Annotated in this window: 24 protein-coding genes and 1 pseudogene; 14 read left to right on the plus strand and 11 right to left on the minus strand. The window is 57.0% G+C overall.

From position 1 onward, the window contains the following. The first annotated feature begins 166 nt into the window (after positions 1 to 166). Positions 167 to 811 (plus strand): 3'-5' exonuclease, encoded by a 645-nt coding sequence (locus C7476_RS06255; protein ID WP_114429054.1) that lies wholly within the window; start codon positions 167 to 169, stop codon positions 809 to 811. On the opposite strand, the gene C7476_RS06260 is transcribed toward C7476_RS06255, so the two are convergent. Continuing rightward, positions 808 to 1,587 (minus strand): class I SAM-dependent methyltransferase, encoded by a 780-nt coding sequence (locus C7476_RS06260; protein ID WP_114429055.1) that lies wholly within the window; start codon positions 1,585 to 1,587, stop codon positions 808 to 810. The genes C7476_RS06255 and C7476_RS06260 overlap by 4 nt on opposite strands. Before the next feature lie 304 nt (positions 1,588 to 1,891). Between C7476_RS06260 and C7476_RS06265 the strand changes: the two genes are divergently transcribed. Continuing rightward, a complete protein-coding gene (locus C7476_RS06265; RefSeq protein WP_114429056.1) occupies positions 1,892 to 2,482 on the plus strand; it encodes a sulfocyanin-like copper-binding protein in 591 nt (196 codons plus the stop codon). Positions 2,483 to 2,684: 202 nt separating this feature from the next. After that, a complete protein-coding gene (locus C7476_RS06270) occupies positions 2,685 to 3,644 on the plus strand; it encodes a dienelactone hydrolase family protein (RefSeq protein ID WP_114429057.1) in 960 nt (319 codons plus the stop codon). Positions 3,645 to 3,770: 126 nt separating this feature from the next. Here C7476_RS06270 and C7476_RS06275 read toward each other — a convergent pair whose 3' ends face one another. Continuing rightward, positions 3,771 to 4,094 (minus strand): YnfA family protein, encoded by a 324-nt coding sequence (locus C7476_RS06275; protein ID WP_114429058.1) that lies wholly within the window; start codon positions 4,092 to 4,094, stop codon positions 3,771 to 3,773. A gap of 78 nt (positions 4,095 to 4,172) precedes the next feature. Beyond that, positions 4,173 to 4,598, minus strand: coding sequence for a MerR family transcriptional regulator (locus tag C7476_RS06280; protein ID WP_114429059.1), 426 nt, complete (start codon positions 4,596 to 4,598; stop codon positions 4,173 to 4,175). A gap of 65 nt (positions 4,599 to 4,663) precedes the next feature. Between C7476_RS06280 and C7476_RS06285 the strand changes: the two genes are divergently transcribed. The 3 genes from C7476_RS06285 to C7476_RS06295 all read left to right on the plus strand — a co-directional run bounded on the left by C7476_RS06285 (position 4,664) and on the right by C7476_RS06295 (position 6,626). Next, a complete protein-coding gene (locus tag C7476_RS06285) occupies positions 4,664 to 5,404 on the plus strand; it encodes a cation efflux transmembrane domain-containing protein (protein WP_114429060.1) in 741 nt (246 codons plus the stop codon). Positions 5,405 to 5,552: 148 nt separating this feature from the next. Continuing rightward, a complete protein-coding gene (locus C7476_RS28095) occupies positions 5,553 to 5,714 on the plus strand; it encodes a hypothetical protein (RefSeq protein ID WP_181872367.1) in 162 nt (53 codons plus the stop codon). Positions 5,715 to 6,122: 408 nt separating this feature from the next. Beyond that, positions 6,123 to 6,626 carry a DUF2380 domain-containing protein gene (locus C7476_RS06295; protein ID WP_147274624.1) on the plus strand — a complete coding sequence of 168 codons (504 nt, stop codon included), beginning with the start codon at positions 6,123 to 6,125 and terminating at the stop codon, positions 6,624 to 6,626. A 16-nt stretch (positions 6,627 to 6,642) separates the two neighbouring features. Here C7476_RS06295 and C7476_RS06300 read toward each other — a convergent pair whose 3' ends face one another. Further along, positions 6,643 to 6,972 (minus strand): hypothetical protein, encoded by a 330-nt coding sequence (locus C7476_RS06300; protein WP_114429063.1) that lies wholly within the window; start codon positions 6,970 to 6,972, stop codon positions 6,643 to 6,645. Positions 6,973 to 7,267: 295 nt separating this feature from the next. Here C7476_RS06300 and C7476_RS06305 point away from each other — a divergent pair, with 295 nt between their 5' ends. Further along, on the plus strand, positions 7,268 to 8,446 hold the full coding sequence (locus C7476_RS06305; protein WP_114429433.1) for a GAF domain-containing sensor histidine kinase: 1,179 nt from the start codon (positions 7,268 to 7,270) through the stop codon (positions 8,444 to 8,446). A 198-nt stretch (positions 8,447 to 8,644) separates the two neighbouring features. Here C7476_RS06305 and C7476_RS06310 read toward each other — a convergent pair. Both C7476_RS06310 and C7476_RS06320 read right to left on the minus strand, forming a co-directional pair. Beyond that, positions 8,645 to 9,448: pseudogene (locus C7476_RS06310) on the minus strand (tyrosine-type recombinase/integrase); the annotation flags it as partial. 466 nt (positions 9,449 to 9,914) lie between these two features. After that, positions 9,915 to 10,949, minus strand: coding sequence for a porin (locus C7476_RS06320; RefSeq protein ID WP_114429066.1), 1,035 nt, complete (start codon positions 10,947 to 10,949; stop codon positions 9,915 to 9,917). Here C7476_RS06320 and C7476_RS28100 point away from each other — a divergent pair. Continuing rightward, on the plus strand, positions 10,942 to 11,112 hold the full coding sequence (locus C7476_RS28100) for a hypothetical protein (RefSeq protein ID WP_181872368.1): 171 nt from the start codon (positions 10,942 to 10,944) through the stop codon (positions 11,110 to 11,112). The two genes, C7476_RS06320 and C7476_RS28100, sit on opposite strands and share 8 nt — an antisense overlap. A 17-nt stretch (positions 11,113 to 11,129) precedes the next feature. Here C7476_RS28100 and C7476_RS06325 read toward each other — a convergent pair whose 3' ends face one another. The 3 genes from C7476_RS06325 to C7476_RS06335 all read right to left on the minus strand — a co-directional run bounded on the left by C7476_RS06325 (position 11,130) and on the right by C7476_RS06335 (position 12,974). Next, the gene (locus tag C7476_RS06325) at positions 11,130 to 12,152 is read right to left on the minus strand and encodes a porin (protein ID WP_114429067.1); all 1,023 of its coding nucleotides are present in this window, start codon (positions 12,150 to 12,152) and stop codon (positions 11,130 to 11,132) included. Between the two features lie 82 nt (positions 12,153 to 12,234). Then, positions 12,235 to 12,564, minus strand: a complete 330-nt coding sequence (locus tag C7476_RS06330) for a DMT family transporter (protein ID WP_114429068.1) — start codon at positions 12,562 to 12,564, stop codon at positions 12,235 to 12,237. Beyond that, entirely contained in the window at positions 12,561 to 12,974 is a 414-nt protein-coding gene (locus tag C7476_RS06335; protein WP_114429069.1) for a hypothetical protein, read from the minus strand. The genes C7476_RS06330 and C7476_RS06335 overlap by 4 nt, the downstream gene beginning before the upstream one ends. Here C7476_RS06335 and C7476_RS06340 point away from each other — a divergent pair. The 3 genes from C7476_RS06340 (at position 12,967) to C7476_RS06350 (ending at position 15,873) form a co-directional block, all read left to right on the plus strand. Continuing rightward, complete coding sequence (locus C7476_RS06340) at positions 12,967 to 14,097, plus strand: porin (protein ID WP_114429070.1); 1,131 nt, start codon at positions 12,967 to 12,969, stop codon at positions 14,095 to 14,097. The two genes, C7476_RS06335 and C7476_RS06340, sit on opposite strands and share 8 nt — an antisense overlap. A gap of 171 nt (positions 14,098 to 14,268) precedes the next feature. After that, positions 14,269 to 14,934 carry a BON domain-containing protein gene (locus C7476_RS06345; RefSeq protein ID WP_114429071.1) on the plus strand — a complete coding sequence of 222 codons (666 nt, stop codon included), beginning with the start codon at positions 14,269 to 14,271 and terminating at the stop codon, positions 14,932 to 14,934. Between the two features lie 279 nt (positions 14,935 to 15,213). Continuing rightward, on the plus strand, positions 15,214 to 15,873 hold the full coding sequence (locus C7476_RS06350; RefSeq protein ID WP_114429072.1) for a hypothetical protein: 660 nt from the start codon (positions 15,214 to 15,216) through the stop codon (positions 15,871 to 15,873). 46 nt (positions 15,874 to 15,919) lie between these two features. Here the strand turns inward: C7476_RS06350 and C7476_RS06355 are convergent, their stop codons facing one another. Next, entirely contained in the window at positions 15,920 to 16,804 is an 885-nt protein-coding gene (locus C7476_RS06355; RefSeq protein WP_114429073.1) for an alpha/beta fold hydrolase, read from the minus strand. 4 nt (positions 16,805 to 16,808) lie between these two features. Continuing rightward, positions 16,809 to 18,929, minus strand: coding sequence for a lytic transglycosylase domain-containing protein (locus tag C7476_RS06360; RefSeq protein WP_114429074.1), 2,121 nt, complete (start codon positions 18,927 to 18,929; stop codon positions 16,809 to 16,811). A gap of 1,073 nt (positions 18,930 to 20,002) precedes the next feature. On the opposite strand from C7476_RS06360, the gene C7476_RS06370 reads away from it, so the two are divergent. The 3 genes from C7476_RS06370 to dapA all read left to right on the plus strand — a co-directional run bounded on the left by C7476_RS06370 (position 20,003) and on the right by dapA (position 24,469). After that, positions 20,003 to 20,287, plus strand: a complete 285-nt coding sequence (locus C7476_RS06370; RefSeq protein ID WP_114429076.1) for a GIY-YIG nuclease family protein — start codon at positions 20,003 to 20,005, stop codon at positions 20,285 to 20,287. Between the two features lie 263 nt (positions 20,288 to 20,550). After that, positions 20,551 to 22,437 carry a calcium-binding protein gene (locus C7476_RS06375; RefSeq protein WP_114429077.1) on the plus strand — a complete coding sequence of 629 codons (1,887 nt, stop codon included), beginning with the start codon at positions 20,551 to 20,553 and terminating at the stop codon, positions 22,435 to 22,437. Between the two features lie 1,150 nt (positions 22,438 to 23,587). Next, positions 23,588 to 24,469, plus strand: a complete 882-nt coding sequence (gene dapA / locus C7476_RS06385; RefSeq protein WP_114429079.1) for a 4-hydroxy-tetrahydrodipicolinate synthase — start codon at positions 23,588 to 23,590, stop codon at positions 24,467 to 24,469. The last annotated feature ends 68 nt before the right edge of the window (positions 24,470 to 24,537 follow it).

A 24,537-nucleotide genomic window follows, 5' to 3' on the forward strand; every position in this document is an offset into this window, starting at 1 on the left:
AGCAGCATAAAACATCGTCATCTCCCTTCATCTCGGTCAAGCCGGGATAGTAGTGGGAGCTCGTCCCTGGGGGGACCGCCCGATTACACATGCTTCGCGCCAATTGCTGTCATTGCCACGCTTCGCGAACTCGATATTCTGCGACTCGATGAATGGAGCAGCAATAATGAAGACAGCAATCGTGTTCGACTGTGAGTTTCTGTGCATTCAGGGATCGCAAAGTCGGTTTTGGTGCGCAGCCATCGATCCCGATCCTGTCATTGCGCAAATCGGAGCCGTCAAACTCGGCCTTGAAGGCGATTTTCCAATCCTGGATACGCTTAAATCGTACGTTCGGCCTATCGATCGTTTTGGCAAAAGGCACCCGCTTGATCCCTACTTCACCAATCTGACGGGTATCACCGAGCACAACATGGATTCCGAGGGCGTAGCGTTGCAGGATGGCCTCGCCGCCTTGGACAGCTTCTCGGATGGTGCGCGGTTTTGGTCTTGGGGCAAGGACGAACTAAACATGATCGCTATCAGTTGCTATGTAGCAGGACTACAGCCGCCAATTCCCGCCCAGCGGTTCGACAACGCTGTCAAGCTTCTTGTCGCAGCGGGGATGCCAATAGAAGATTTAGCGAAGACGCCCAGTAACAAGCTGGCCGACTACTACGGTGTCGAACATCCTCCATTGCAGGGGCATGATGCGCTCGATGACGCGCTCTCAATATCGTACACGTTGCGACATCTAATGAAGGCGGGGAAACTTCAGCCCGAAGTTTTCGATCTACCACAAATGGCGCCAATCGCGGACATTGCAGGTTAGCCCGTGACCTGTCCCGCCACGAGAAAGGCCTGATCCCAGACGATCGTGCCGCCGACAGCGCGATGTTCATCCTCGATCCGTTGTGCGAGAGTATCCGGTTGAACCTCTTCCGCCGAGGCAACAGAATGTTCGATCAAGCGTGGCAGCATGATCCGCATGAGGGTCGGGAGGAAGGAAGGTTCACCGGGCTGGATCAGAACGCCTTCATTGCGTGCCTGAGCGATCGAAAGCCCCTGTGAGCGCATCTGTTCAACGAGGCGCAGACCAAGTGTCACATCGCCGCCCTCGGCCGCAACTGTGTCCCATATCCAGTCGTAAAGACGTTGATGCAGAGGAAGGGCTGCAAGACCGAAGGGAAGATTGGCGCGCGCGTGTTCCTGAAAGGCCAGTATCGCCCCAGGCTTCGCAAGTCCGACCAGCCGAGCGAGCGTGGCGGAAGCGTCTGGGAGATACATCAGAACACGGCGTCCGACGATCACATCGAAGCGACCTAGATCGTGCAGATCGTCCGCCAGATCGACCGCGTGATAAGTGATCGGCGCCGCATCCGGTTCACCTCCTGCGGCACGTGCCAGTGCCAGCGCCGCTTCGCTCCTGTCAACTGCAACAACCTCGCCCTGCGGCCCGGCCAGCCTCGCGACGAACCGGCTAAGGTCACCGTTCCCACAGCCGATATCGAGAACCCGCGACCCCGTTCTGATGCCAGCGCTCTCAAAAAATCGAGGGCTTGCTGAATTGGCCGGATTGGCCGGCGCTCCACTGACTGATTGTAACATTGTTACATCGTAAGGGAGGAGTGCTTTTCCGACAAGGGGTACTGACCGCCAATCCGCACAGTCGTCTCTTGGCCCACCAAGGCCATCGTACAGTGCGCAAGGCTTCTGGGTTAACGATCAGGTTAGTCTGCTTCGGGCCCAACAGCGGTCATTATCGTCGAGGAGCTTGATCTTCGAAGCACAGAATTGGACATGACGGTTCAGGGCTCAAAGTTTGCGGCTAATGTGCGCTTGCTGGTGTGGCACTTCATTTGAGAGTACTTTCGTTGGATTGGTCTATATCGCGCTCGGGAGGAGCTCCGCGATGGCGTGCCGTGCCCATATTGCCTTTCTCGCCTTCATCGTTTTGGGACTGTTGCCTGGAATTGCACTGGCCGGCGAGCCTTTCGTACCGAGCTGGATCAAGAACGTACCCGCAGCAAAAACCGTGGCGATAGAGATTGTTGCCGATTGGAATCAGGTCGAACGGTATCGCAGGGACAACATCCGGACCGACATTATCGATTTCAACGGATACTGGGGCGGCAATCTTACCATAATCGTCCCAACGGATTGGTCAGTAGAGATCACGTTCATCAATGGCTCCTTGTCTTTCCCGCATAGCCTGATGGTGACCAGGGTCTATGCTCAATCAGAAATGCCGGTGAAGTTGACGGCCAAGGATGCTGTCTGGGGGGCGTATACCGATCCGCCAGAGGGAATCAAATATAATGAGCGAAGGCAAATCAACTTTGTCGCTATGCAGGCCGGAAAATATTTCCTCGCCTGTGCGAGGCAAACACATCTGATGGACGGTCACTGGATCGGTTTCGAGGTGAGAAACAACCTCGACCAAGCGGTAGCGGTCGTCCATGACGACAAGTTTCCGCAGGATCAGCCTGCGGGACGTCCGTAGATCTGCGCCACCCTCCGCTGCCTTCTGGCTTGTCGACAAATGGACCGGCGGCCAGCCTGGTTTCGCGTAGTGGCAAGGCTGACTGCTTCAATTATCGCCAGCTAGCTGCATCTTCGATGTCGAACACACGATATATGGGCAACATACTGGAGAACCCGCCCATCGTGTAACTTTCACTTATAACTCTCCGAGGATTGCGGTCATGATCAGGGTAAGTGCTTTTTTCGTCGTGTTGAGCTTCGCGTCATTTTTTGGCACAGCCACATTCGCTTTGGAGAACACACTGGAAATCCAATCCCGCACCTTATCGGACGAGGATTTCCTTAAAGGCAACCAGAAAGCAGGGATACCTGTCGTGCTTAAGGGTGTTCTGAGCGGCCCGGACGACAAAGGCAAACTTACTGTCGTCATCTTGCTCCACGGCACCGATGGTCCTGGGAGTGGAGCAGTGTGGGGATGGTCGAGGTTTCTCAACAGTATAGGTATAGCTACACTGAGCCTGGACAGCTACACGGCCCGGGGTCTCACCCAAGCGTCAACCGATCAATCTCAGTTCGGCCAGTTTACGCAGATCTACGATGCATACCGGGCTGCGGATGCACTGGCCGAACACCCGGATATTGACGCGTCCCGTGTTGCACTGATGGGATTCTCCCGCGGCGGCAACACGGCTTTGTATTCGGCAATGATACGGTTTCAGCGATCATTCGGCCCTTCCAGGGCTCAAATCGTAGCGCATCTGCCCTTTTACCCTGCCTGCAATTTCCAGCTTGTCGACGAATTGAAGGTTGCGGCCGTACCAATTCGCGAATTCCACGGCGCTGACGACGACTGGACACCACCTGCTCCTTGTCGTTCCTATATAGAGCGTCTGGCCAAGGCAGGTAACGACGCAACAATGACCGAGTACGATGGCGCACTGCATGGGTTCGACAGTCCGCGCAATCCCGCACGCTTTGCCGATCCAGACAATCAGACGTCGCGAAATTGCTGGCGCAAGGAAGAGGATGGAAAGTTGTTGAATGCAGCGACGGGCCGTCCCTTCAGCTATGCCGACACCTGCGTCGAATATGGCCCGAGCTCTCAGTACAATGACACGGCAACCACGGCGGCTCAGGCAGCGGTGAAGGTGATTTTGTCCGAGGTGTTTGGTCGAAAGTAAGTGGCATGACGTCAACCTGCCGACCCGCCACGTATTGCCATATCGGCAGCCTCTCTTCAAAGGATGAACATCGTCCGCTTCGTGCCACAAGCGGTTGGGCAGCTCCTTCGATGTCCTAACTACGGGCTAGGCTCTCGTCGGGAGCAGAATAACAGCGGCACCCACGAGGCAGATAATTGCCCCTGTCACGTCCCACCGATCAGGCTTGCTGTTTTCGACGAGCCACAGCCATAAGATCGAGGCGACGATGTAAACCCCGCCATAAGCCGCATAAGCGCGTCCCGCCGCGGCGGTATCAACGAAAGTAAGAAGGTACGCAAATAGCGACAGTGAGGCCATGCCGGGTATGATCCAAAGCACCGACTTGTCGAGCCTGAGCCACGCCCAGAAGGAGAAGCAACCGGCGATTTCCGCGACGGCGGCGCCAGCATATACGAGCATCGTCAACATGGCTCACCCATTATGTGGGTTCCGCAGCGCGGGCTAGAGGTCTTGCTCCGTTTGTCATTGCGGACAATCGCCATCCGATCAGTTGTCAGTTAAGCGGCCATGCCGGTGGCTGTTGTCTGCCAAGGTCTCGATTACGCGGCATTCAGCGACCCGGCCACAGGCGCATTCCTCGAGCATCCGTTGCAATTCCGCTCGCAGGGCGCTGAGGCTGGCAATGCGTTCCTCGACCTCAGCGAGGCGCACTGATGCGATCCTGTCGGCAACGCTGCAAGATTGATCCGGATTGTCCTGCAGCGAGAGAAGCGCGCGGATTGCCTCGATGTTGAAGCCGAGCTCACGCGCATGCCTGATGAAGGCAAGTCGCGCTACACTCGTCTTGTCGTAGCGTCTTTGCTGCCCTTCCGTGCGAGGTGGGGGTGCCAAGAGGCCAATCTGTTCATAGTAGCGTATGGTTGGCACCTTTACCTGTGTGCGCCGCGCGAGTTCGCCAATCGAAAAATCCATGAAAAAACCTCTTGAACCTCTAGTCACTATAGGGACTAGGTTGCCAACAATAAAGGAGGCACTGCATGGCTGAACATTGCTGTAACCACGAAACGAGCACTTCTTGCGCACCGGCCCCGTTGGTCCTTCCGGTGGACAAGGCAGCCGCCCTCGACAAGGTTGAAGACACTTGCTGTTCCGGTGGAGTGCCAATCTTCGACGGTGTAGACCCGCGCTACAAACGAATACTCTGGACTGTGATTGCCATCAACGGGGCGATGTTCCTGACCGAGATGGTTGCTGGTCAGCTGGCGGGTTCGCAAGCGCTAAAGGCGGATGCCCTGGATTTCCTGGCTGACACCGTCACCTATGGGTTGAGCCTCGCCGTGATCGGGGCAAGCCTGCGCACCCGCGCGACAGCCGCCCTGTTCAAGGGACTCTCGCTTTCCGTCATGGCTGTGTGGGTCTTTGGTTCGACCGTCTATCAAGTCTTTGTCCTCGGACTACCGAGCGCCGAGGTGATGGGTGTGATCGGTTTCTTGGCGCTGGCTGCAAACCTTGGCTCCGTTCTCCTGCTGCGACCTTATAAAGATGGCGACGCGAATGTTCGGTCTGTCTGGCTCTGCTCCCGCAATGACGCGATCGGCAACGTTGTGGTTATGGCTGCGGCTTTTGGAGTGTGGGGCACATCGACCGCATGGCCTGACCTGGCAGTTGCAGCACTCATGGCAGGTATCTTCCTTACATCTTCGGTGCAAATCCTCCGACAGGCGTGGAGCGAGTATCACGAGGGAAAACGCCACGCTTCTCCGGTTGCTGTGGGGTGAAAGGTAAATCTGCTATTTCGCCAGCCAAACCACTGGTTCTTTATAAGATTTTGATATTTCCGCACCAAACCTACAATCGATTTCATATGTCGATCCGGCTAATCTTCGAATGTCTGCGCAAGGGGGTTCGTTGCTGGCTGGACTTCATATGAACCGGCCGGAAATGATCATCGGACAAAATGGCCCTGCGCGGCTTCGACGCGCGGTCCGTTCGCATTTGGAGGTTACGGTTATGCGTGATCTGTCTATTCTGCTCGCTGTTGCTGTCGTCCTGATCCTGGTGTTCCAGACGCAGCGCAAACACCGCTAGACGGCTTTAGAGCAAGTTTTGTCTATTCAGAGTCGTCCGCCATGCCCATGCGGCCATCGAGACCCTGCGCGGCCTTGTCCCCTCAAGTTTCTGAGGGTCGGGCCTCGTTTATTTTAACGTGCAGGCAGGATGTTACGAACAGAGTTGACAGATACCGACAGCGATCGAGACAGCAAAGCCAAAGATGAGCAAATGGCACCACATCGGGGTGGTGTAATGCATGATATTGTCGTCTTCATCATCGTCGTGCATGAATGCTCCTCTTGACGCTGAGCCGTCCCCTATCAATTCAATGTGAACGTTGGATGTCAAGAGGCAAGAGAAGTTGTCGACGGCCACGTTGCCGTTAGATTGGACATCGTTGCAGTTTCAACTATCCTTCTTTGGGCACCAAAAAAGGATGATGAAATGACAGTCCATGCCTCGTTTGCGGCGGTGGTGCTCGGCGCCGTGATGGCTGTTCTGCCGGCGCGTGCCGAGTCCACAGTGCCGGTTGCAGTGGCAAATTTTGACTTTCTTGACACCTCCGGTGAACCGGTCGATCAGAGCGACGCGCACAAGCGGAGGCTGAAGGCGCTCGCTGATTTTCTGCGCGATCAGTTGGCTGCCAGCGGCAAGGTAAAACTCGTCACGCTGCCTTGCGAGGCCTCGCAATGCACGGCAGCGGACCCGGGCTTCGAACCGCTTGCCCGGCAGGCAAGGCAGGCAGGAGCACGTTTTGTCGTTATCGGCATCGTCGAAAAGACCAGCACATTGATCGGCTGGGTCAAATATTCTGTGCTCAATGTCGACGACCAGCGCGCGGTTTGCGGGGAATTGATCACCTACCGCGGCGATACGGACGAATCCTGGCGCCGCGCAGCGAAGTTTTCGGCGGGACAGATCGTCAACCGCTGCCAATTCGGCGGGTGATTACTGTCCGCTCGCTTTAGCTGTAGGCGAGTTTCGGGGCGGGCGGCGCGTTGACATAAGCCTCTTTCTGGCGAAGCTCCGCAACCTTCAGCTCGGCCGCCGCCGCAAGGTCAGAGAATATACTGTCCAGCGCATCGGCGGCTTCATGCAATGCCTCGACAAGGTCGACTGCGCCGATCTCCCTGGCCAGGTTTCGCATTTCTTCCGCGTGATTTTCCAGAAAGATGTGCAGCCGCGTTGCCTGATCCAGTGTCAGGCGCTCATAGGCGAGGAACCTTGGTATCTTTTCGCTCAGCTGCCCCGCAAGGTCGTTTTTCTCGCGAAGTATATCCAACCATAGTGCCATGCAAGGTCTCCGATGTGCCGGACGAAATCCTTACAGATGAGTGACGCAACGTCAATTAATCGTCAAGGTTAGATGCCCGTAATGCAGATGTATTATGAGGCTAAATCGGAAAGAAGGTTATATGGCATAGTTTTTCTTGGATAGTGGCACCATCTCATGGAAAGTACTTTGCCCATTAACATGTCCCGGCCCTGAGCCGGCCTTTGCGGTCCCGACACGCCAATGTCACTTTTTCTCACGCTCAAAAACGGCTATGTCTCGGACCCTGGGTGCGATTGCAATATCGGAAGCCTTTATGACCAATGACTTTCAGGCCGACATCGATGCGATCGGCCGGATTGATGCGGTACCGATGATCCTCGATGTCGTTTGCCGCAGTACCGGCATGGGCTTTGCCGCCGTAGCGCGAGTAACGGAAGATCGCTGGATCGCCTGCCAGGTTCTGGATGCGATCGAATTTGGCCTCAAGCCTGGCGATGAACTGAAGCTGAAAACCACCATCTGCGATGAAATCCGCGAAAGCCGCGAGGCGGTGGTCATCGACGAAGTCTCGAACGATCCAGTTTATTCCAATCATCACACGCCGGCGATCTACGGCTTCCAGAGCTATATTTCGATGCCTGTCATCCTCCCGGATGGTTCGTTTTTCGGCACGCTTTGTGCCATCGATCCACGGCCGGCACGCCTCAACAATCCCGAGACGATTGGCATGTTCAAACTGTTTGCCGAACTGATCGCCCTTCATCTGCATGCGAATGAGCGTCTGGCGAGAACGGAAGCGGCTCTTCTCGACGAGCGCAAGATTTCCGAATTCCGCGAGCAATTCGTCGCCGTGCTTGGCCACGATCTGCGCAATCCGGTAGCGTCGATCGATTCTGGAACGCGCATGCTGCTTCGCTCGCAACTGGATGAGAAAGCGACGGACATCGTCAAGCTGATCCGCGGCAGCGTCGTTCGCATGTCGGGCCTGATCGACAATGTGCTCGACCTGGCGCGCGCCCGGCTAGGGGATGGCGTTGTGCTGGAACTCGACGATGCGGAACCGTTGAAGCCGACACTGGTTCAGGTCATCGATGAATTGGCTTCCGTTCGGACAGGCCACGTTGTCGAGGCGCATCTCGATTTCGAAGATCCACTGAAATGCGACCGGGGCAGGATCGGCCAGCTCCTGTCGAATCTCCTCGGCAATGCCCTGATGCACGGTTCTGAGGATGGTCCCATTCGCGTCAACGCATCGATTGATGATGGCGTCTTTGAGTTGTGGGTCTCCAACACCGGCGACCCAATCCCGCCGGAAGCAATGGCGCAATTATTCCTGCCGTTCTTCCGGCGCGAAGCGCGGGCCGGCCAGCAGGGGCTGGGGCTCGGGCTTTATATCGCCTCGGAAATCGCGCGCGTGCATGGCGGGACGCTGGAGGTTTCCTCGACTCCGGAAGAAACGCGGTTCACCTTCCGCATGCCGCTGGTCCAATAGGTAATACAAATCTTGTTCATTCAGAGCCAGTTCTGTTTGCAGATGGCAAACGGAACTGTGCTTTAGGGGCGGTCGAGATTCATGTCGGTCGAAAAGGTGGTTTTTCGAGCACCGGAGCGCAGCGTACATTGTGGTACGTGAACACCGGAGCACAAAAGAGCGCCGTTTGCGAGCTGCCTTGCCATGAGCCTACAAACCCTAATGGCGTTCGAGCACAGCCACGCAGCTGTCAAGATCATTGGTCGCAAGGTGGGCGTAGCGCATCGTCATCGACAGCGTCTGATGACCGAGCCAGATCTGTACGCGCCTGATATCGATACCGCCGCGCACCAGCCGCGAGGCGCAGGTGTGGCGCAGAATATGCGGGACCACCTGATCGTCTGTCCCAAGCCCGACTTCCGCCTTGGCTTCGTTCCAGATCGCGCGAAAACGAACTTGCGTGTGCATGGCGAAAGGGCCTTTCAACCGGCCATGCGGGATCTGGACGACCTCCTTCACCCGGCTGGTCAAAGGAACCGTGCGGCTGCGGCCAGACTTCGTCAGCCAGAAGGTCGATCGCGAATCCTGCAGATCGTTCCAGTTGAGGCCGATCGCTTCGCCAAGCCGGCACCCCGTATCGACCAGAAACACGCTCAACCTGTAGCTGTCTTCGCAGCGCATGCGGATCGCCGAGAAAAGCCGCTGTTCTTCTTCCGCTTCAAGGAAACGGATACGCCCCTGCCGTTCCTTTTGGCGCCGGAACTCCGGCAAATTGTAAATGTCGCCCATTTTGCACGCCTTCCGCAGCAGCTTGCTCAAGGCAGCCATCTTTCGATTGATGGTTGCATTGCTATTGCCGCGCTCGCGTAGCGTGCCGATCACAGAATCGAGCATTTCCTGCGTGAAAACGCTGAAACGCTCGCCGCTCAATATTTCGCAGATTTCTCCAAGGAAAGACCGGACATTGGTTTTATGTGAACCTTCATCCCAGAGAATACTGATATATTGCGCGGTCAGATTGTTGAGAGAATGCTCCTTGACCAATCGCTTGATCCCGTGATCCGCCGAAGCATAGCTGAGATCGTATTGGAACCGGACCGGGAACGCCGTTTCGGGCGGGGAGGGGGCGACACCCAAGGCTGAAATCGTCATAATGATTGCGCTCTAATCGATAAAACAAACATCGGAAAAATATTCGGTACAATATCCGACGAGTTGTACCCGTCTTTTCCGAAAGCGCAATCCGGAAACCCATGCCACTTTAGACTAATAGACTTCCGTTTGATAAAACCGTCACCGGCTTCATCAACGTCCAACCTCGCTGGTTGTTGTCCAAACATGTCACCATCTCCTCGGTCCACGACCGGTTTGAAAATCCTCTCTCGCTAAATGTCTGTGCGTTGCTCTACGAACGCTAAAAATTGAATGGTGAATATGGTTTGAGGGGAAGGCCAACGCCGGAAAAAGCCCGGCGTTGGTTGTTAGTTGATCAGAAGTTGCGCTGGAAGCGGACGATACCCTGAAAGGCATCTTCATTGGCGCCGGGCGTACGGGCCTGGCGAGCTTCATCGAACTTGGTGTAGTTGACTTCCGGTGTGATAACGAAACCTGGAACCAGCGTGTAAGCCACGTTCAAAGCCGCAGCGACTGTGCCTTCGTCTTCATAGCCAACCTGTGCATTGACAGTTGCCTTGTCTGTAACCTTGGCAGCAATACCGCCCCAGACAGCGTAATCGCCATTCCACGTACCGTAGAAGTCTTTGACATCATTAGACTTGTATCCGCCCATGACCCAAGCCGAGATAGCCTCTGTGACCGTTACGTCCAGACGAGCCTTGCCGGCCCATTCTTCAGCCTTGGAGTCGTAACCGACAACACCGGTAACCGAACCCCAGCCCTGCTTGAACTTCGCACCACCAAGAATATGCGGGAGATAGTCATCGATCAGGTACACACCCTTGCCCTGTTCCGCACCGACAAATGCCGAGAAGCCATTATCGGAGGAATAGGTATAGCTGATCTGGTTGGTGCCGTAGCTACCTTCGGCGATAACGTCATCGGACATGACGCCGCCGAGATAGCCGGTCCAGGACGTGAACTGCGAGTCGGCCGCACCAACACGGAAACCGCCAAGCTCGATGGTTGCCTGGTTCAGATCAACCGTTTCCTTGTCAGCGCCATTGTTGAAATTGTAGCGAAGTTCGGCATAGGAGCGCAATGTGCCGAGCTCGGTTTCCGAACGGGCATCGAAGCGGGTAACTGCACGGGCACGCCAGTCATAGGTGTCGCGCTCGACACCCGTATAAGCATCGTCGCCGCCGCGGATATCCGCGCGGACATAACCACTGACCTTCAGGCAGGTTTCGGTCCCGGGGATGTAGAAGAAGCCGGCGCCATATGCGTCGCAAATGCGAACATATTCAACAGGTTCTGGTTCAGCAACGACGACCGCATCTGCGGCACGCGCGCCGGATACTGCAACGAGAGCTGCAGCGGAGCCAAGAAGCAGGCTCTTGATGTTCATTTCCGATCTCCAATCAAATAAAAAATGGCTTGGGTGTTTCAATCTGGTGAGGGGGACAAAGGTCTTCGCCGATACCCGCAATTCAAAACAACGAAGGCCGAATGCTCTTGCTGAGTATTTTTGTGAAGAAAAACCAATGCCGGAACGCCCGGCATTGGTTTGAGTCAGCCAATCAAAGGATTAGAAGTTGCGCTGGAAGCGGAGGATGCCGCCAAATGCGTCGTCGGTATCGACCGCGCGAGCACCGTCAAACTTGGTGTAGTTGATTTCCGGCGTGATCGTGAAGCCAGGAACCAGCTCGTAAGCTACGTTAAGAGCGAAAGCGTATGTGCCTTCTTCTTCATAGCCGACCTGTGCATTGACAGCTGCGGTGTCCGTAACCTTGGCGGCAATACCGCCCCAGACAGCGAAATCACCATTCCAGGTACCGTAGAAATCAGTTCCGTCGTTAGATTTGTATCCGCCCAGAACCCAGGCTGAAATCGTATCGCTGAATTTGGCATCGACGCGGAGCTTACCAGCCCATTCTTCCGCATTGGAGTCGTAGCCAACGACGCCTGAGACCGAACCCCAAGCTTGTTCAAATTTCGCACCGCCAACGATGTGAGGAAGATAGTCATTGATCAGGTTGTCGCCATTACCCTGCTCTGCCCCTATGAACGCAGAGAAACCATTGCCGCCGGTGAATGTATAACTGATCTGGTTGGTGCCATAGCTGCCTTCAGCGACCACGTCGTCGTTGATGATGTCGCCGAGGTAACCGGTCCAGCTCGTGAATTGCGAGTCGGCTGCACCGACACGGAAGCCGCCAAGCTCGATGGTTGCCTGGTTCAGGTCGACGGTTTCAGCGTCCGCGCCATTCTTGAAGTTGTAGCGAAGCTCGGCGAAGGACTTCAATGTACCTAGTTCCGTTTCCGAACGGGCATCGAAGCGGAGAAGGGCACGCGCGCGCCAGTCATAGGTGTCACGTTCTTCGCCGGTATAGGCGTTGTCGCCCGCACTGATATCGGCGCGGACATAACCGCTGATCTTCAGGCAGGTTTCGGTCCCCGGAATATAATAGAATCCCGCACCGTAAGCATCGCACACTTTGACGTATTCGACAGGTTCGGGTTCGGCGACGACGACTGCGTCTGCAGCGCGGGCGCCGGTTACTGCAACGAGGGCTGCAGCGGAGCCGAGAAGTAGGCTCTTGATGTTCATTTCTGACCTCCAGTCAAGATTCGACGGGAGGCTCCTGGAAAATGCGTTGCTGGCGCACCAATTTGGCCAGCAAAAACCCGCTCTAGTGCCCGACCGAGCTGGAGAAGAGATTGACGATGAGCACGCCGGCGACAATCAGGATCAGCCCGACGATCGCAGCAATATCCAGCGATTGCTTGAACCAGAACCAGCCGACGGCTGCGATCAGCACGATTCCCGCGCCGGACCAGATCGCATAGACAATGCCGACGGGCATGGTCTTCACCAGAATCGATAGCAGGTAAAACGCCGCTCCATAGCCGGCAATGCAAACCAGCGATGGCCAAAGTCTGGTGAATCCATCGGCCTGTTTAAGGGCGGAGGTTGCCACTACTTCGCAGACTATGGCGATAAGGAGGTAGAGATATGTCATGTCAAATCACCATTCGGAGAGAGCAGGAAATCATTGATTCGATTCAGCGATTGGCCGGCAACACCGCTGTAATGGCCGATTCCCGGGGTGTTCGCCGTTCCAATCCCGCCACGTTCCGGCAAGATTTTATTAAAAACCGGGTTACCAATATTAATGAGGGGTAAAGATATTGCAGGACCCGAGGCGATTTCGTGGCTTTTGTGCAACAGCGGCTTGGCATAGAGCCCTCGCAAGGGGCCGATGCGGACATTCGTGGTTGAAACCCCGGCGCTGGCGAGTATGGTCTGTCGAGAGGAAGGGCGTTCATCGCATTTCTTCTTGGACTTAGGGGATGGGGACAGGTTGTCCTTCAGCCAAATTGGAATGCCCAGACCCATTTTTAACTTTGACTGGAGGTCAGAAATGAACATCAAGAGCCTTCTCATCGGCTCCGCTGCAGCTCTCGTTGCAGTATCAGGGGCACGCGCTGCAGATGCAGTCGTCGTCGCTGAACCAGAGCCCGTCGAATACGTTCGCGTTTGCGACGCTTACGGCGCTGGCTTCTTTTACATTCCGGGGACCGAGACCTGCCTGAAGATCAGCGGCTATGTCCGTTATGATGCCCAGGCCGGCGACAATCCTTATACCGGTGCTAATCTCGGCCGCGTGAACGATGATGGCGATCGTGACGAGACCTGGCACAAGCGCACACGTGCAGAAATTCGTTTCGACGCTCGTTCGGAAACCGAACTTGGCACTCTGCGTTCCTACATCCAGGGCCGTTTTCAGTATGACGATGGTGCCGACAGCGGTGGTTCGCTTCCGCAGGCATGGATCGAACTCGGTGGCTTCCGCATCGGTACTGCTGACGAACTCTTCGGTTCGTGGACAGATTATGCTGGCGCGATCATCAACGACGACGTGATCAACTACCAGTCCGGCCAGAGCAACCAGGTCAGCTACACCTTCACGGGCGGCAACGGTTTCTCCGCAATGATCGGTGCTGAACAGGGTTCGGATGACGTTACCGTACTCGGCGGCAACTATGTCATCGAAGACTACATGCCACACGTTCTTGCTGGTGCGAAGTTCACACAGGGTTGGGGCGGCGTTTCGGCTGTTGTCGGTTACGACTCCAACGTTGAAGAGTTCGCCGGCAAGTTGCGTTTGGACGTGAAGTTCAACGAGATGTTCTCCGCTTGGATCATGGGTGGTTATCAGTCAAATTATGATGACAGCTTCGATCCGGTCGACGGCTCGGTCGATCTCGACAACCGCAACTGGTTCGGTACATGGGAAGGCGATTGGGCAGCTTGGGGCGGTATCTCCGTCAAGGCTACCGACAAGGCAACCATCAACGGTCAGGCTGCTTGGGAAGAAGAAGGCACATACGCTTTCGCTCTTAACGTAGCTTACGAGCTGGTTCCTGGCTTCACGATCACGCCAGAAATCAACTACACCAAGTTTGACGGTGCCCGTCTGGCCGCTTCCGAGTTCAACGGCGGTCAAGACGACGCATTCGGCGGCATCATCCGCTTCCAGCGCAACTTCTAATCCTTCATCGGATTGGTTGGTTTGGACCCGGCAGCGCAAGCTGCCGGGTTTTCTTTTGCCGAAAATCCGGTGCTGTATGATGTTTGTGGCACGCGGACACACCCCTGTGTTGAAATGGCCATAAATAGCGGGCAGACATGATTGCGGGTAAGACGAGAGAGTATTGAATATATGCACATAATCAAAAGCTGGTTCTGGCCAGGCGTAATCACCGTTGCGCTGCTGACGGCCTTGGCCATGTGGTTTTTGACAGATCCGATCGACCGTGAGCTCACCGATGCAGCCAACAATGCGCTCGATACCGGCAATCCATGGGCGAGTGCCGAAATCGATGGCCGCGATCTGGTCCTCAAGGGAATTGCACCGTCCGAGGAAGCGCTCGCCGAGGCGCTGAAAATTGTGAGCGCAACGAGAGGCGTTCGCGTCGTCGACAATCAGGCGACACTTTTGTCCCTGGCTGTGCCTTTTTCCTTCGCGGTCACCAAATCCGATGAAGGTATCCTGCTTTCGGGCAATGTTCCCTATGGCGACGCCCGCGCCAGGATCCTCGCCGCCGCGGAACGTGCCATGCCCGGCATCGAAATTCTGGATGAAATGGCTGTGGCGCGCGGCGCACCGCCGGGCTTCTTCGATCTTGTCGATTTCGCGCTGGTGCAAGCGGCGCAATTGACCAATGGTGAAGTGGAAATTTCGGGTGAAACCTACAACATCAGGGGTACCGCTGCCAATTCGAATGGCTATGATAGCCTGAATGCTGCCTTGCATACGGCGTTGCCGGGCAATGGCAAGCCGGGCGAGGTGAAATTGGAAGTGCCGGCCAGCGCCAGCAACAATTAGAGCCTGTTGTGAAAGTCGCTGCAGCGAGACATATGGCGCGGTTTTCGAGAACCGGAGCGGAGCGTACATTAAGTACGTGAGCACCGGAAGCGCAGAAAACAGCGTCAGATGACCGCCGCAGTAGAGTTTCAAAATGGGCTCTAAGCCATTGGGAGGACAACGGCATGTGGTATCTGATCAGCGAGCTCTGGCTCTTTCTTCTGATTGCTGTTCTTGTCGGTTTCTATGTCGGCTGGTCGACCCAGGCCTGACTTCGATAGCGAAGGTGGGATAACTATCATGGTGATGTTCATTTTATCGTCGCTGTTCCTCATTGCCGCCGCCTTTATCATCGGCGCGATTTTAGGCAATGTTTCCAAGAGGTTCACGGCAAAAAGAGATTCTGTTTCTGAGAGCTCGACGAAGGCCGCCGATGCGCGGCTTGCGTCCCTGCCGCTGCTCGGTACACCTGCGAATGATGATGTGAAAAAATCTGCCAGAGAAGCCGCCGCCATGATTCCGCCGGCGGAACCGGTTCCCGCGCCAGACCCTGCGGGTGCGGGCCGCAGCAGATCGGGACGCAAGACGGCCGCGCCAAAGAAAAGCCAGGCAAAGGCCGAGGCGAAGATCGTGCGAAGCCCAAGGCAGGATGACAAGAACCGCCCGGCGTTACTCAAGACTGCACGCCGCGGCAAGCCCGACAAGTTGACCGACATCGATGGCATTGGTGCGGTGATTGAATCGAAACTCTTCGCGGCCGGCATTTTCCACTACGACCAGATCGCCGGCTGGACTTCCGACGAAGCCGCTTGGGTCAGCGAGGAAATCGGCTTTCCCGGCCGCGCGCATCGCGAGGGCTGGGTCAAGCAGGCCACGAGCCTGGTCAAGCCTGCGGCGAAGCCCAAGGCCGCGCCGAAAAAGACCGCAGCGAAGCCAGCGAGAACCGGCAAAAGCGGCTGAGCATCCTATTTTCCTTTGTGGCATTGCCATCCGGCAAATCAGCAACCTAAACCGCCCGAAGATCCACCCCGGCGGCAAACGCTGCGATCAGCTCGGGCAAGCGTCCGGTTTCCAGCATCGGTGCGTGGCCTTGGCCCGCCACGTTGATCACCTGCAGCGCTGGATGCCTGCGTGTCATTTCCTCCACCGTTTTCGGTGCCAGCAGCGGCGTGTTTTCCCCGCGGATGACCAGCAGCGGCAGTTCGGCCAACAAATCGAACTGCGCCCATAGATCCGGCAATTTCTGCGTGAAATCAACGCCTTCCAGCGTTTTCACGAGGTTCGGGTCGTAGTCCGGGCGGATGGTTCCATCGATCTCGCGGTAAATCGCATGGGCGAAGCGCTCCCAGTCCGCATCCCTCAGCGCCGGGAATGCGGCGCCATGCACGGCCCGCTGGATCTCCGCCGCTTCCGTCCAGTTCTTCGGCATGCGCGGATTGCTCAGATACTGGCTGATCTGCAATAATCCCGCCGGCGCGATCTCCGGGCCGATATCGTTGAAGATCACGCCGGCCAGGAGCTGCGGCGCAATCGTTGCGAGGATGTGGATGATCAGCCCGCCGCGCGACGTGCCGAGAAACACCGCGCGATCGATCCCGAACACCCCGAGCCCCGCAATCACATCGCCGGCTTCAGTGCCTATATTATAATGCGTGAAATCGGGATCATAGGCGGATAGCCCGCGCCCGCGATAGTCGAAGCTGACCACGCGCCGCGGTGTTTCCGGGTGCTCGGAAAGCACCAGCGCCAGTTCATGGAAATCCCTGGCGTTGCGCGTCAGGCCGGGCAGGCACACCAGCGGCAGGCTCTTCGTATCACGCGCCGGTTCGTACACCCGCGCGTAAAGCTTCAATCCATCCGGCGCATCGTAGGTAATCTCGCGAAAGGCCAAGCGATCAGCCGCGCCGTCCGGCGGTCAGATCGCTTTCGATCTGCGCTTTTCCGGTAAGCCGCGCCTTGTAGACCTCGTAGTTTTCCATCACCCGCTGCACGTAATTGCGTGTCTCGGTATAGGGAATGCGCTCGATCCAGTCGACCACCTCGTCGAGCGACTTGCCGCGCGGATCGCCATATTTCGCCACCCACTCATTGGCGCGGGTCGGGCCGGCATTGTAGCCGGCAAAGGTAAGCACATACGAACCATCGAACTTCGAGATCTGCTCGCCGAGGAATTTCGCGCCGAGCGTCGCGTTATAGGCCGCATCGGTCGTCAACCGGTCCTTCGAATAGCTCATGCCGGCGCGGGTGGCGACGCCCTTCGCCGTCCCGGGCAAAAGCTGCAAGAGGCCGCGCGCCCCGGCGCTGGATACGGCAGAAGGATTGAACTCGCTCTCCTGCCTGGCGATGGCATAGGCGAGGGCCGTGCCGGAGCCGGAAATATTCGCATTGCCCGGAATAGCGCCGATCGGATGCGACAGCGCGCCTACATCGATACCGCGCTGCGCCGCAGCCTTGCCGACGCGCAGGGCGACGTAATGATTGCCCTTGCGCTCGGCCATCACCGCCAGCAGCGCCAGTTCGCCCGGACTGTCGAGTTCCTGCGCCAGGCTCGTATAAAGCATCGCCGCGCGCGAATCGTAACCCGTATCCTCGAGCCGCTGGATCGCCCGCACAGCCTCGCGCTGTGCAAAGCGCGTCCGCTCCGCATCCGTCGGCTTGGGGTAGGGCAGTTGCAGGCTGGATTGCCCGAGCTTCGCCGCCGCAAGCTGCCCGTAAAACGTGGTGCCGTAGCGGGAAGCCCGCGTATAATATTCGCTGGCGCTCCCCGCACTGCCTGCTTCCGCCGCGCGTCCGAGCCAGTAATAGGCGCGCGAGGCCGACATGGGCCGCGACGAAATCTCGGCGATCCGGGCAAAATGCTTCTGCGCCGTTTTCGCATCGTTCAGCGCCCTGAGTGCCACCCAGCCCGCGTGAAACTCCGCATCCGCCGCAACGGCCGGTGTTTCGGCGCTATGCGAGGCGGCAACGCGGTAGGCGCGCTTGGCATCGCCAATATCAAGAAGCTCGCGCGAAAGCACCCGCCGCTCGGTCCACCACGCATCCGGATCGACCAGCGAAGCCGCATCGCGCGGCGCCGCAGCCATTGTGTCCGCCGCTTCCTTGTATTTCTCCTGCCGCCGCAAATATTGCGCCTTGGCGAAGATATAGGCGGCGTTCTGCGCCCATGATCCATCCACCTGCGCCAGCTTCTTACCGGCATCGGGCGCCTTCTGCAGCACGGCGGCAAAAGCCTGATACAGCGATGTCGCACCGGCAAGCTTGGCCACGCGCCCGGCGGATTTCACCTTGCCCTCATAGAGCATGGTCAGCATGCGCGTCAGGTGATCCTCGCGCGAAATGACGCCGGAGAACTCCTTGAGGATCATGCTCTCCTGCGCGTCATCGAGCTTCTTCGTGCGCCAGAATGGCCCGAGGATTTGCCGTGCCGCACGCGGGTTGCCGCTGGCCACATAGGCGCGGGCGAGGATCACCACGCCTTCCGTCGTCTGCGGCGCGGTATTGCCAAAGGCACTTATGACCACCGAAGGCGCCGGATTTTCCTTGTAAAGCGCCCGTTCGGAATTGCTGCGGAAAGTCGCCATCCCCGGCCAGCCCGGCAGTTCTGCGGCGGCCTGCGCAATCTCGGAACTAGGCACGCCCGGCGCATTGGAAAGGCCGATCGCCCAGGTCAATATATGCCGGTCGAGCGCCTGTGAAGGCAGGCCGTTGCGGATGCCGATTGCCCGCCGCACGTCGCCCGAAGCGATGGCATCAAGCCCGCTCTTCAGGCTCCCGGCAATGGCCGTAGGCTTGGACGGCTGCGCAATGCCCGCCGTCGTCACGGGGTCCGGATGCATCGCCGCCTGGATGGCCGGGCTGACGCGGGTTTGCGTCGAGGCGAAAGGCTTCAGCGTTGGGGTAGGGACCGCCGCCGAAGGCACAGGATTTTGGGCGTGCGCAGCCGACGCACTCAAACCCGCTGGCAGCGCAACGGTGAGGCCAAGAAGAACATGACGCAAAACAGAAGTTCTCAGCATAAAACTACCGGTTATGTTGAAGCGGATCGGCGACTTTTTTGAGAATGCAGCTTGATGAGGCAGCTGGTGCGGTTTTCGAGGTCCGGCGCGCAGTGGACATTTTCGTCCATGAGCACCGGAAGCGGAGAAAATCGCACCAGATGTCCATCAGGGTGCATTCGCATGAAGTCGCTTGGGGGCCCCTGATCCGAAGACAATAGCATAATAATGGCGGACGTATGAAAGCACTCTTAACGAAGGGTTACGGAAAGGCGGGATTTGAGGGGTAACGGGGTTGTGACGGGCGGCCCTAGCTAGCTACTCCCTCTCCGTTATGCACCACTTTTCCGTCCGTCACCCTCGCACCAGGCACAACCTTTCCGTCACCTTTCCGCCAACCACAACCTCTCCATCACCTTTCCGCCATCCACCACCTTGCCGTCATCCTCGGGCTTGACTCAAGCCTTTCCGTCATCCTCGGGCTTGACCCGAGGACCCATTCTACTCTCATCAAGATCTCGAATCCCGCGGAAGAAATGATCTCTCCGAAGAAAAGATGGGTCCTCGGGTCAAGCCCGAGGATGACGGAAAGGTGGTGCTCGGGATGATGGAGAGGTGGTGGTTGGCCCCGGGACGGCAAGGTAGCGCTTGGCACGACGATAACGGAAAGATGGGTCCTCGGGTCAAGCCCGAGGATGACGGAGAGGTGGTGCTTGGGATGATGGAGAGGTGGTGGTTGGCCCCGGGACGGCAAGGTAGCGCTTGGCACGACGATAACGGAAAGGTGGGTCCTCGGGTCAAGCCCGAGGATGACGGAGGGGTGGTGCTTGGGATGACGGAGAGATGGTGCTGGCCCGAGGACGGCAAGGTAGCGCTTGGCACGACGATAACGGAAAGGTGGGTCCTCGGGTCAAGCCCGAGGATGACGGAGAAGTGGTGCTTTGGGATGACGGAAAGGTTGGTGCCGCGCACGAGCGCGACTGAGGTCGGTAGGCGCTCGCCTTGATTCAACCGCGTTAGCCTTTCGTCCAATTTACAAGAACAATATTGGCGAAGCAGATTAAGCGCTGGCGAACTTTCCGGAATTATGCTGCATGAGTGGCTATGTCTACATCCTTGGCAACCGCAAGAATGGAACACTTTATATCGGCGTGACGTCCGATCTTCCGGGTCGCATTTATGAGCACAAGGAAGGGCATACACCCGGATTTGCCTGGAAATACGGCTGCACACGACTCGTCTGGTACGAGGAACATGCCCTTATCGTGGACGCCATCCAACGAGAGAAATCTTTAAAGCGCTGGTACCGGCAGTGGAAGATTGATCTGATTGAACGGTTGAATCCGGATTGGGAAGATCTCTACGACACACTCTACTAGCCGCTCACCTCTCGGTCATCCTCGGGCTTGACCCCATCTCTTCGGGGGCAGGTCCAATGAGGACGGCAGTTGGTGCCACCGTCATTTGCGCGCACTACGTTTTGCGCGGATGCCACTTACTACCCTTCTATAATCCTTTTGATCTACGTAGTATTTATTTGCAAATACCAAGAGTTATATTTGATTTAATAATATATTACTTTTTGATTAGACGTATAAGGCGTATTGTGTAGGCGCATTTGCTGCGTTGACAGGTCTTGGCCATGACGACCGACCTCACGCAGCAATACTCGGGGAGGATAATCATCTCTGTCATCATAGATCTGCTTAATCTTTTGAAAATTCATATCGACGGCCCGCAAGACCAAGTGCTCGAGGGCGATGCGCTGGTCAATATACTCGCTGGCGGGGCCGGTGATGATTATGTCGAGGGCAAGGGGCTTGCCGATCTTCTGTCCGGCGGGACCGGCAATGATACACTCGGCTATGTGTCTTCGAATGCCGGCGTCAATGTCGACCTGACCCCAAATCTGCTTGGCCTCGTTACCTTGGCAAGCGGAGGCCATGCGACGGGCGACGTCATCACTGCGGATTTCGAAAATCTCATCGGTTCTAATTTCAATGACATTCTGAAAGGGACGAGCGCCGCCAATATCATTGCCGGGCTTGCCGGCAACGACAGTATCTACGGCCGGGACGGTAACGATATCCTGATCGGCGGTGCCGGGGCCGATTATCTCGACGGCGGCAATGGCTTTGATATCGCCGATTATTCTTCCAGCGCTGCATTCATCGACCTTACGGCCGATGCGGCGGGCGGATGGAGCGGCACCGGCGGCGATGCGGAGGGCGACACGCTGGTTTCCATCGAAAAGATCACGGGCACGACCGACGCTGACACATTCGACGGCTCGGCGCTGACGACCGCGCTTACCATCGATGGCGGCGGCGGCAACGATACGATCATCGGCGGTGCGGGCGATGATACGTTCGTCGTCGGTGGGGGCAATGGCGGGTCGGGGCTGGCCGCGGCGTTCGCCCTCGATGGCGGCGGCAGTACAGTCAGCGGCGGTGCTGGCAACGATAGGATCGTTGTCGGAACTGGCGTCAACAACGTCTTCGGGGGCGAGGGCAATGATACGCTTGCGCTCACCAATGCGACTTTCATCGACGCCAATACGAACAGCCCGGTCTACCATGGCTCCTTCAATACGGGTGGAGGCACCAACGAAGTAATAGATTTCAGTGCTGTAACTCCGTCGCCCGGCATCTTCAACTTGCAATTGAACGACCCGACCCAGCCTGCGGAAGGCGAGATTGTTATTATGGCAACCGCTATTGAATATGGTTTGATAGCAGCGGGCATTTCCCTCGCCATCTTTCTTCAAACTGAAGGTGGTGTTGGCATTACTGAAGTTGGAGGTGTTGGCATTACTGAAGTTGGTGGTGTTGGCAATAAATTCATCACTACTTCCTCTGCTGACAACGTTACGGGAAATAGCCTTGACACCGCCCTGTCGACTCTCGGCGGCAATGACGTCCTCGAAGGCAAAGGTGGTGCTGACACTCTCGATGGTGGTGCCGGAACCGATACGGCCAGCTATGTGAGTTCCAACGAGGGCGTGACTGTCAATCTTTCGTCAATAGGTGCGCAAACTGGCGGCCATGCCGAGGGCGACACGCTGACCGCAATCGAAAATCTCATCGGCAGTGGCTTTAACGACACGCTGACCGGCTCCGTTGCCGCCAACGACATCAGGGGCGGCGGTGGCAATGATACGATTTCTGGTGGCGGCGGCAATGATATGCTTCGAGGCGGCGACGGCCGGGACCTTCTGACCGGCGGCAGCGGCAGTGACAAATTTGTCTATACTGCCATCTCGGGCAGTCCGGCTGGCGCCGACGCGACGCTCGACAGAATCCTGGATTTCACGCGAGGTCAGGACCAGATCGACCTGTCGGCCTTTGCCGGGACGGCAACCTTCGTCACCGGCAGTTTCACCGGGGTCGCCGGGGAGGTGCGTGTTGTCGCGTCAGGAACTTCGGGCATTGACCGAATGGAACTCGACACTAACGGCAACGGTTTTGCCGATCTGGCTGTGCTGGTCAACGATCTGACCGGTTGGTCGGCGGCCGATTTCGTGCTGTAACCCTTGCGCTCTGAAGGGAGCATGGCGTGGGCACACGCCACGCTGTGCTCCCACTACGAATAAGTGCACACCGGTCTGCCGCAAGGCATGGCAATGTTCGTCCGTGCGGGGAAATTTCGCCCACGATCCTGTACGGGCGGAGATGCTTGAAAACAGTTGGCTCAGCCGGCTTCGTCCTCGCAAATATGTGAAGCCGGCGAACGGACGGGGTTGCACGTCCTCGGGGAGGGACGCGCGCGGAGGAGGCGGCGCGGACAGGTCCGCGCCGCCTCCTTCCGTGTCATCCCATCTCTCCCTCATCCCGAAGCTCCTCCTTCTCCGTCATCCTCGGGCTTGACCCGAGGACCCACGGCAAAGGAGCACAATGATCTCCGGCTCCTTGAGGCATTCTGGAATGACTCCTCCTCAATGGAGGTGCTTGACCCTGATACTTCGCTGGATCCCGTGGAACCGATGGCGATGACGTGCTCCTTTGCCGTGGGTCCTCGGGTCATCCTCGGGTTTAACCCGAGGACGAGGATGACGGAGAGGGGGTACTCCGCGAATTTCGGAGAGGGAGGTGCTTGGGATGACGGAGAGGGGGGTACTTTAGGATGACGGAGAGAGGTGGCGCTTTGATCAAAGTCGCAGAAACGTGGATAAGTCCGGACTTATCCACGCAAGGGCGTTTCAGGCGCAGAAAGCCATTACTTGAACGCACCGCACGCTGTTCTTGAGAAGGCAAAATCGTTACTCGGGCATATTGTGCGTTAAAAAAATCCCGCCTCTACCCAACAACTACGTCAAGTTGCATGAATTCGCGAAAAGCGTTCTCATATGAACCAGTGTTTAATTGAACGATCGTTTCTTTAATTTTCGCCCAAAATCTGATCTTGAGGCTGAAATTGGCATGTTTGCGACGCTCAGGTCCTGATCTGTATGCGCAAATGCTACGAATTCATCCCGAACTCACACAAACATTGGCGATTCTCATGCAAGAAACCGCGATTCGGGCGCAGGAATTTCAACCGGCGCGGGAATTTTAGTTGTCTCAAGTTGATGATTTCCATCACCAAAAGGAACTTGTAACCAAAAGCCCGCGCGACTATGGTGCGCCACCTCGTGACCGGACAGGGTCTCGGGGCTGATCATTATTATTTCGGAGTTTCCCATGCTGAAAGGCTCAATCACCGCTCTCGTCACGCCCTTCGATCAGGACGGCGCCTTCGACGAGAAAGCCTTTCGTGGCTTCGTTTCCTGGCAAATAGACAATGGAACCAATGGGTTGGTCCCAGTCGGCACCACCGGTGAGTCTCCGACCCTGTCCCATGCGGAACACAGGCGCGTCGTCGAGGTCTGCATCGAGGAGGCCGCCGGGCGCGTGCCGGTGATTGCGGGCGCGGGCTCCAACAATACGCGCGAAGCCATTGAATTGGCTGAGTTTTCTGAAAAGGCCGGTGCCGATGCCATTCTCGTCGTCACACCCTACTACAACAAGCCGAGCCAGCGCGGTCTCTACGCCCATTACGCGGCGATCGCCGAAGCCGTGTCGCTGCCGATCATCATCTATAACATTCCGGGCCGGTCGATCATCGATATGACGCCAGAGACGATGGGCCAACTTGCCAATGATTTCAAGAACATAGCTGGCGTCAAGGACGCGACTGGCAAGATTGAGCGCGTCTCGGAACAGCGCATTACCTGCGGCAAGGATTTCATCCAGCTCTCCGGCGAGGATGCGACGGCGCTCGGCTTCAACGCGCATGGCGGCCATGGCTGCATCTCGGTGACGTCCAATGTCGCGCCGCGGCTTTGCGCGGAATTTCAGGCGGCAACGCTGGCTGGTGAGTATGACAAGGCATTGTTATTGCAGGATAAATTGATGCCATTGCACAAGGCGCTGTTCCTTGAGCCCAACCCGTCCGGGCCGAAATATGCGCTGGCGAAGCTTGGCAAGATGCAGAACGCGCTCCGTTCGCCGATGGTGCAGGTCGAGGCCCATACCGCCGATCGTATCGATCAGGCGATGCGGCATGCCGGTCTGGTGAATTAGAGCAATTCCAGGAAAAGTGTGAAGCGGTTTTCCGTCAGGAATTGCGAAAGAACCTCAGGAATCCCATA

This window comes from Phyllobacterium bourgognense (genome assembly GCF_003337575.1).
Lineage (GTDB): Bacteria > Pseudomonadota > Alphaproteobacteria > Rhizobiales > Rhizobiaceae > Phyllobacterium > Phyllobacterium bourgognense.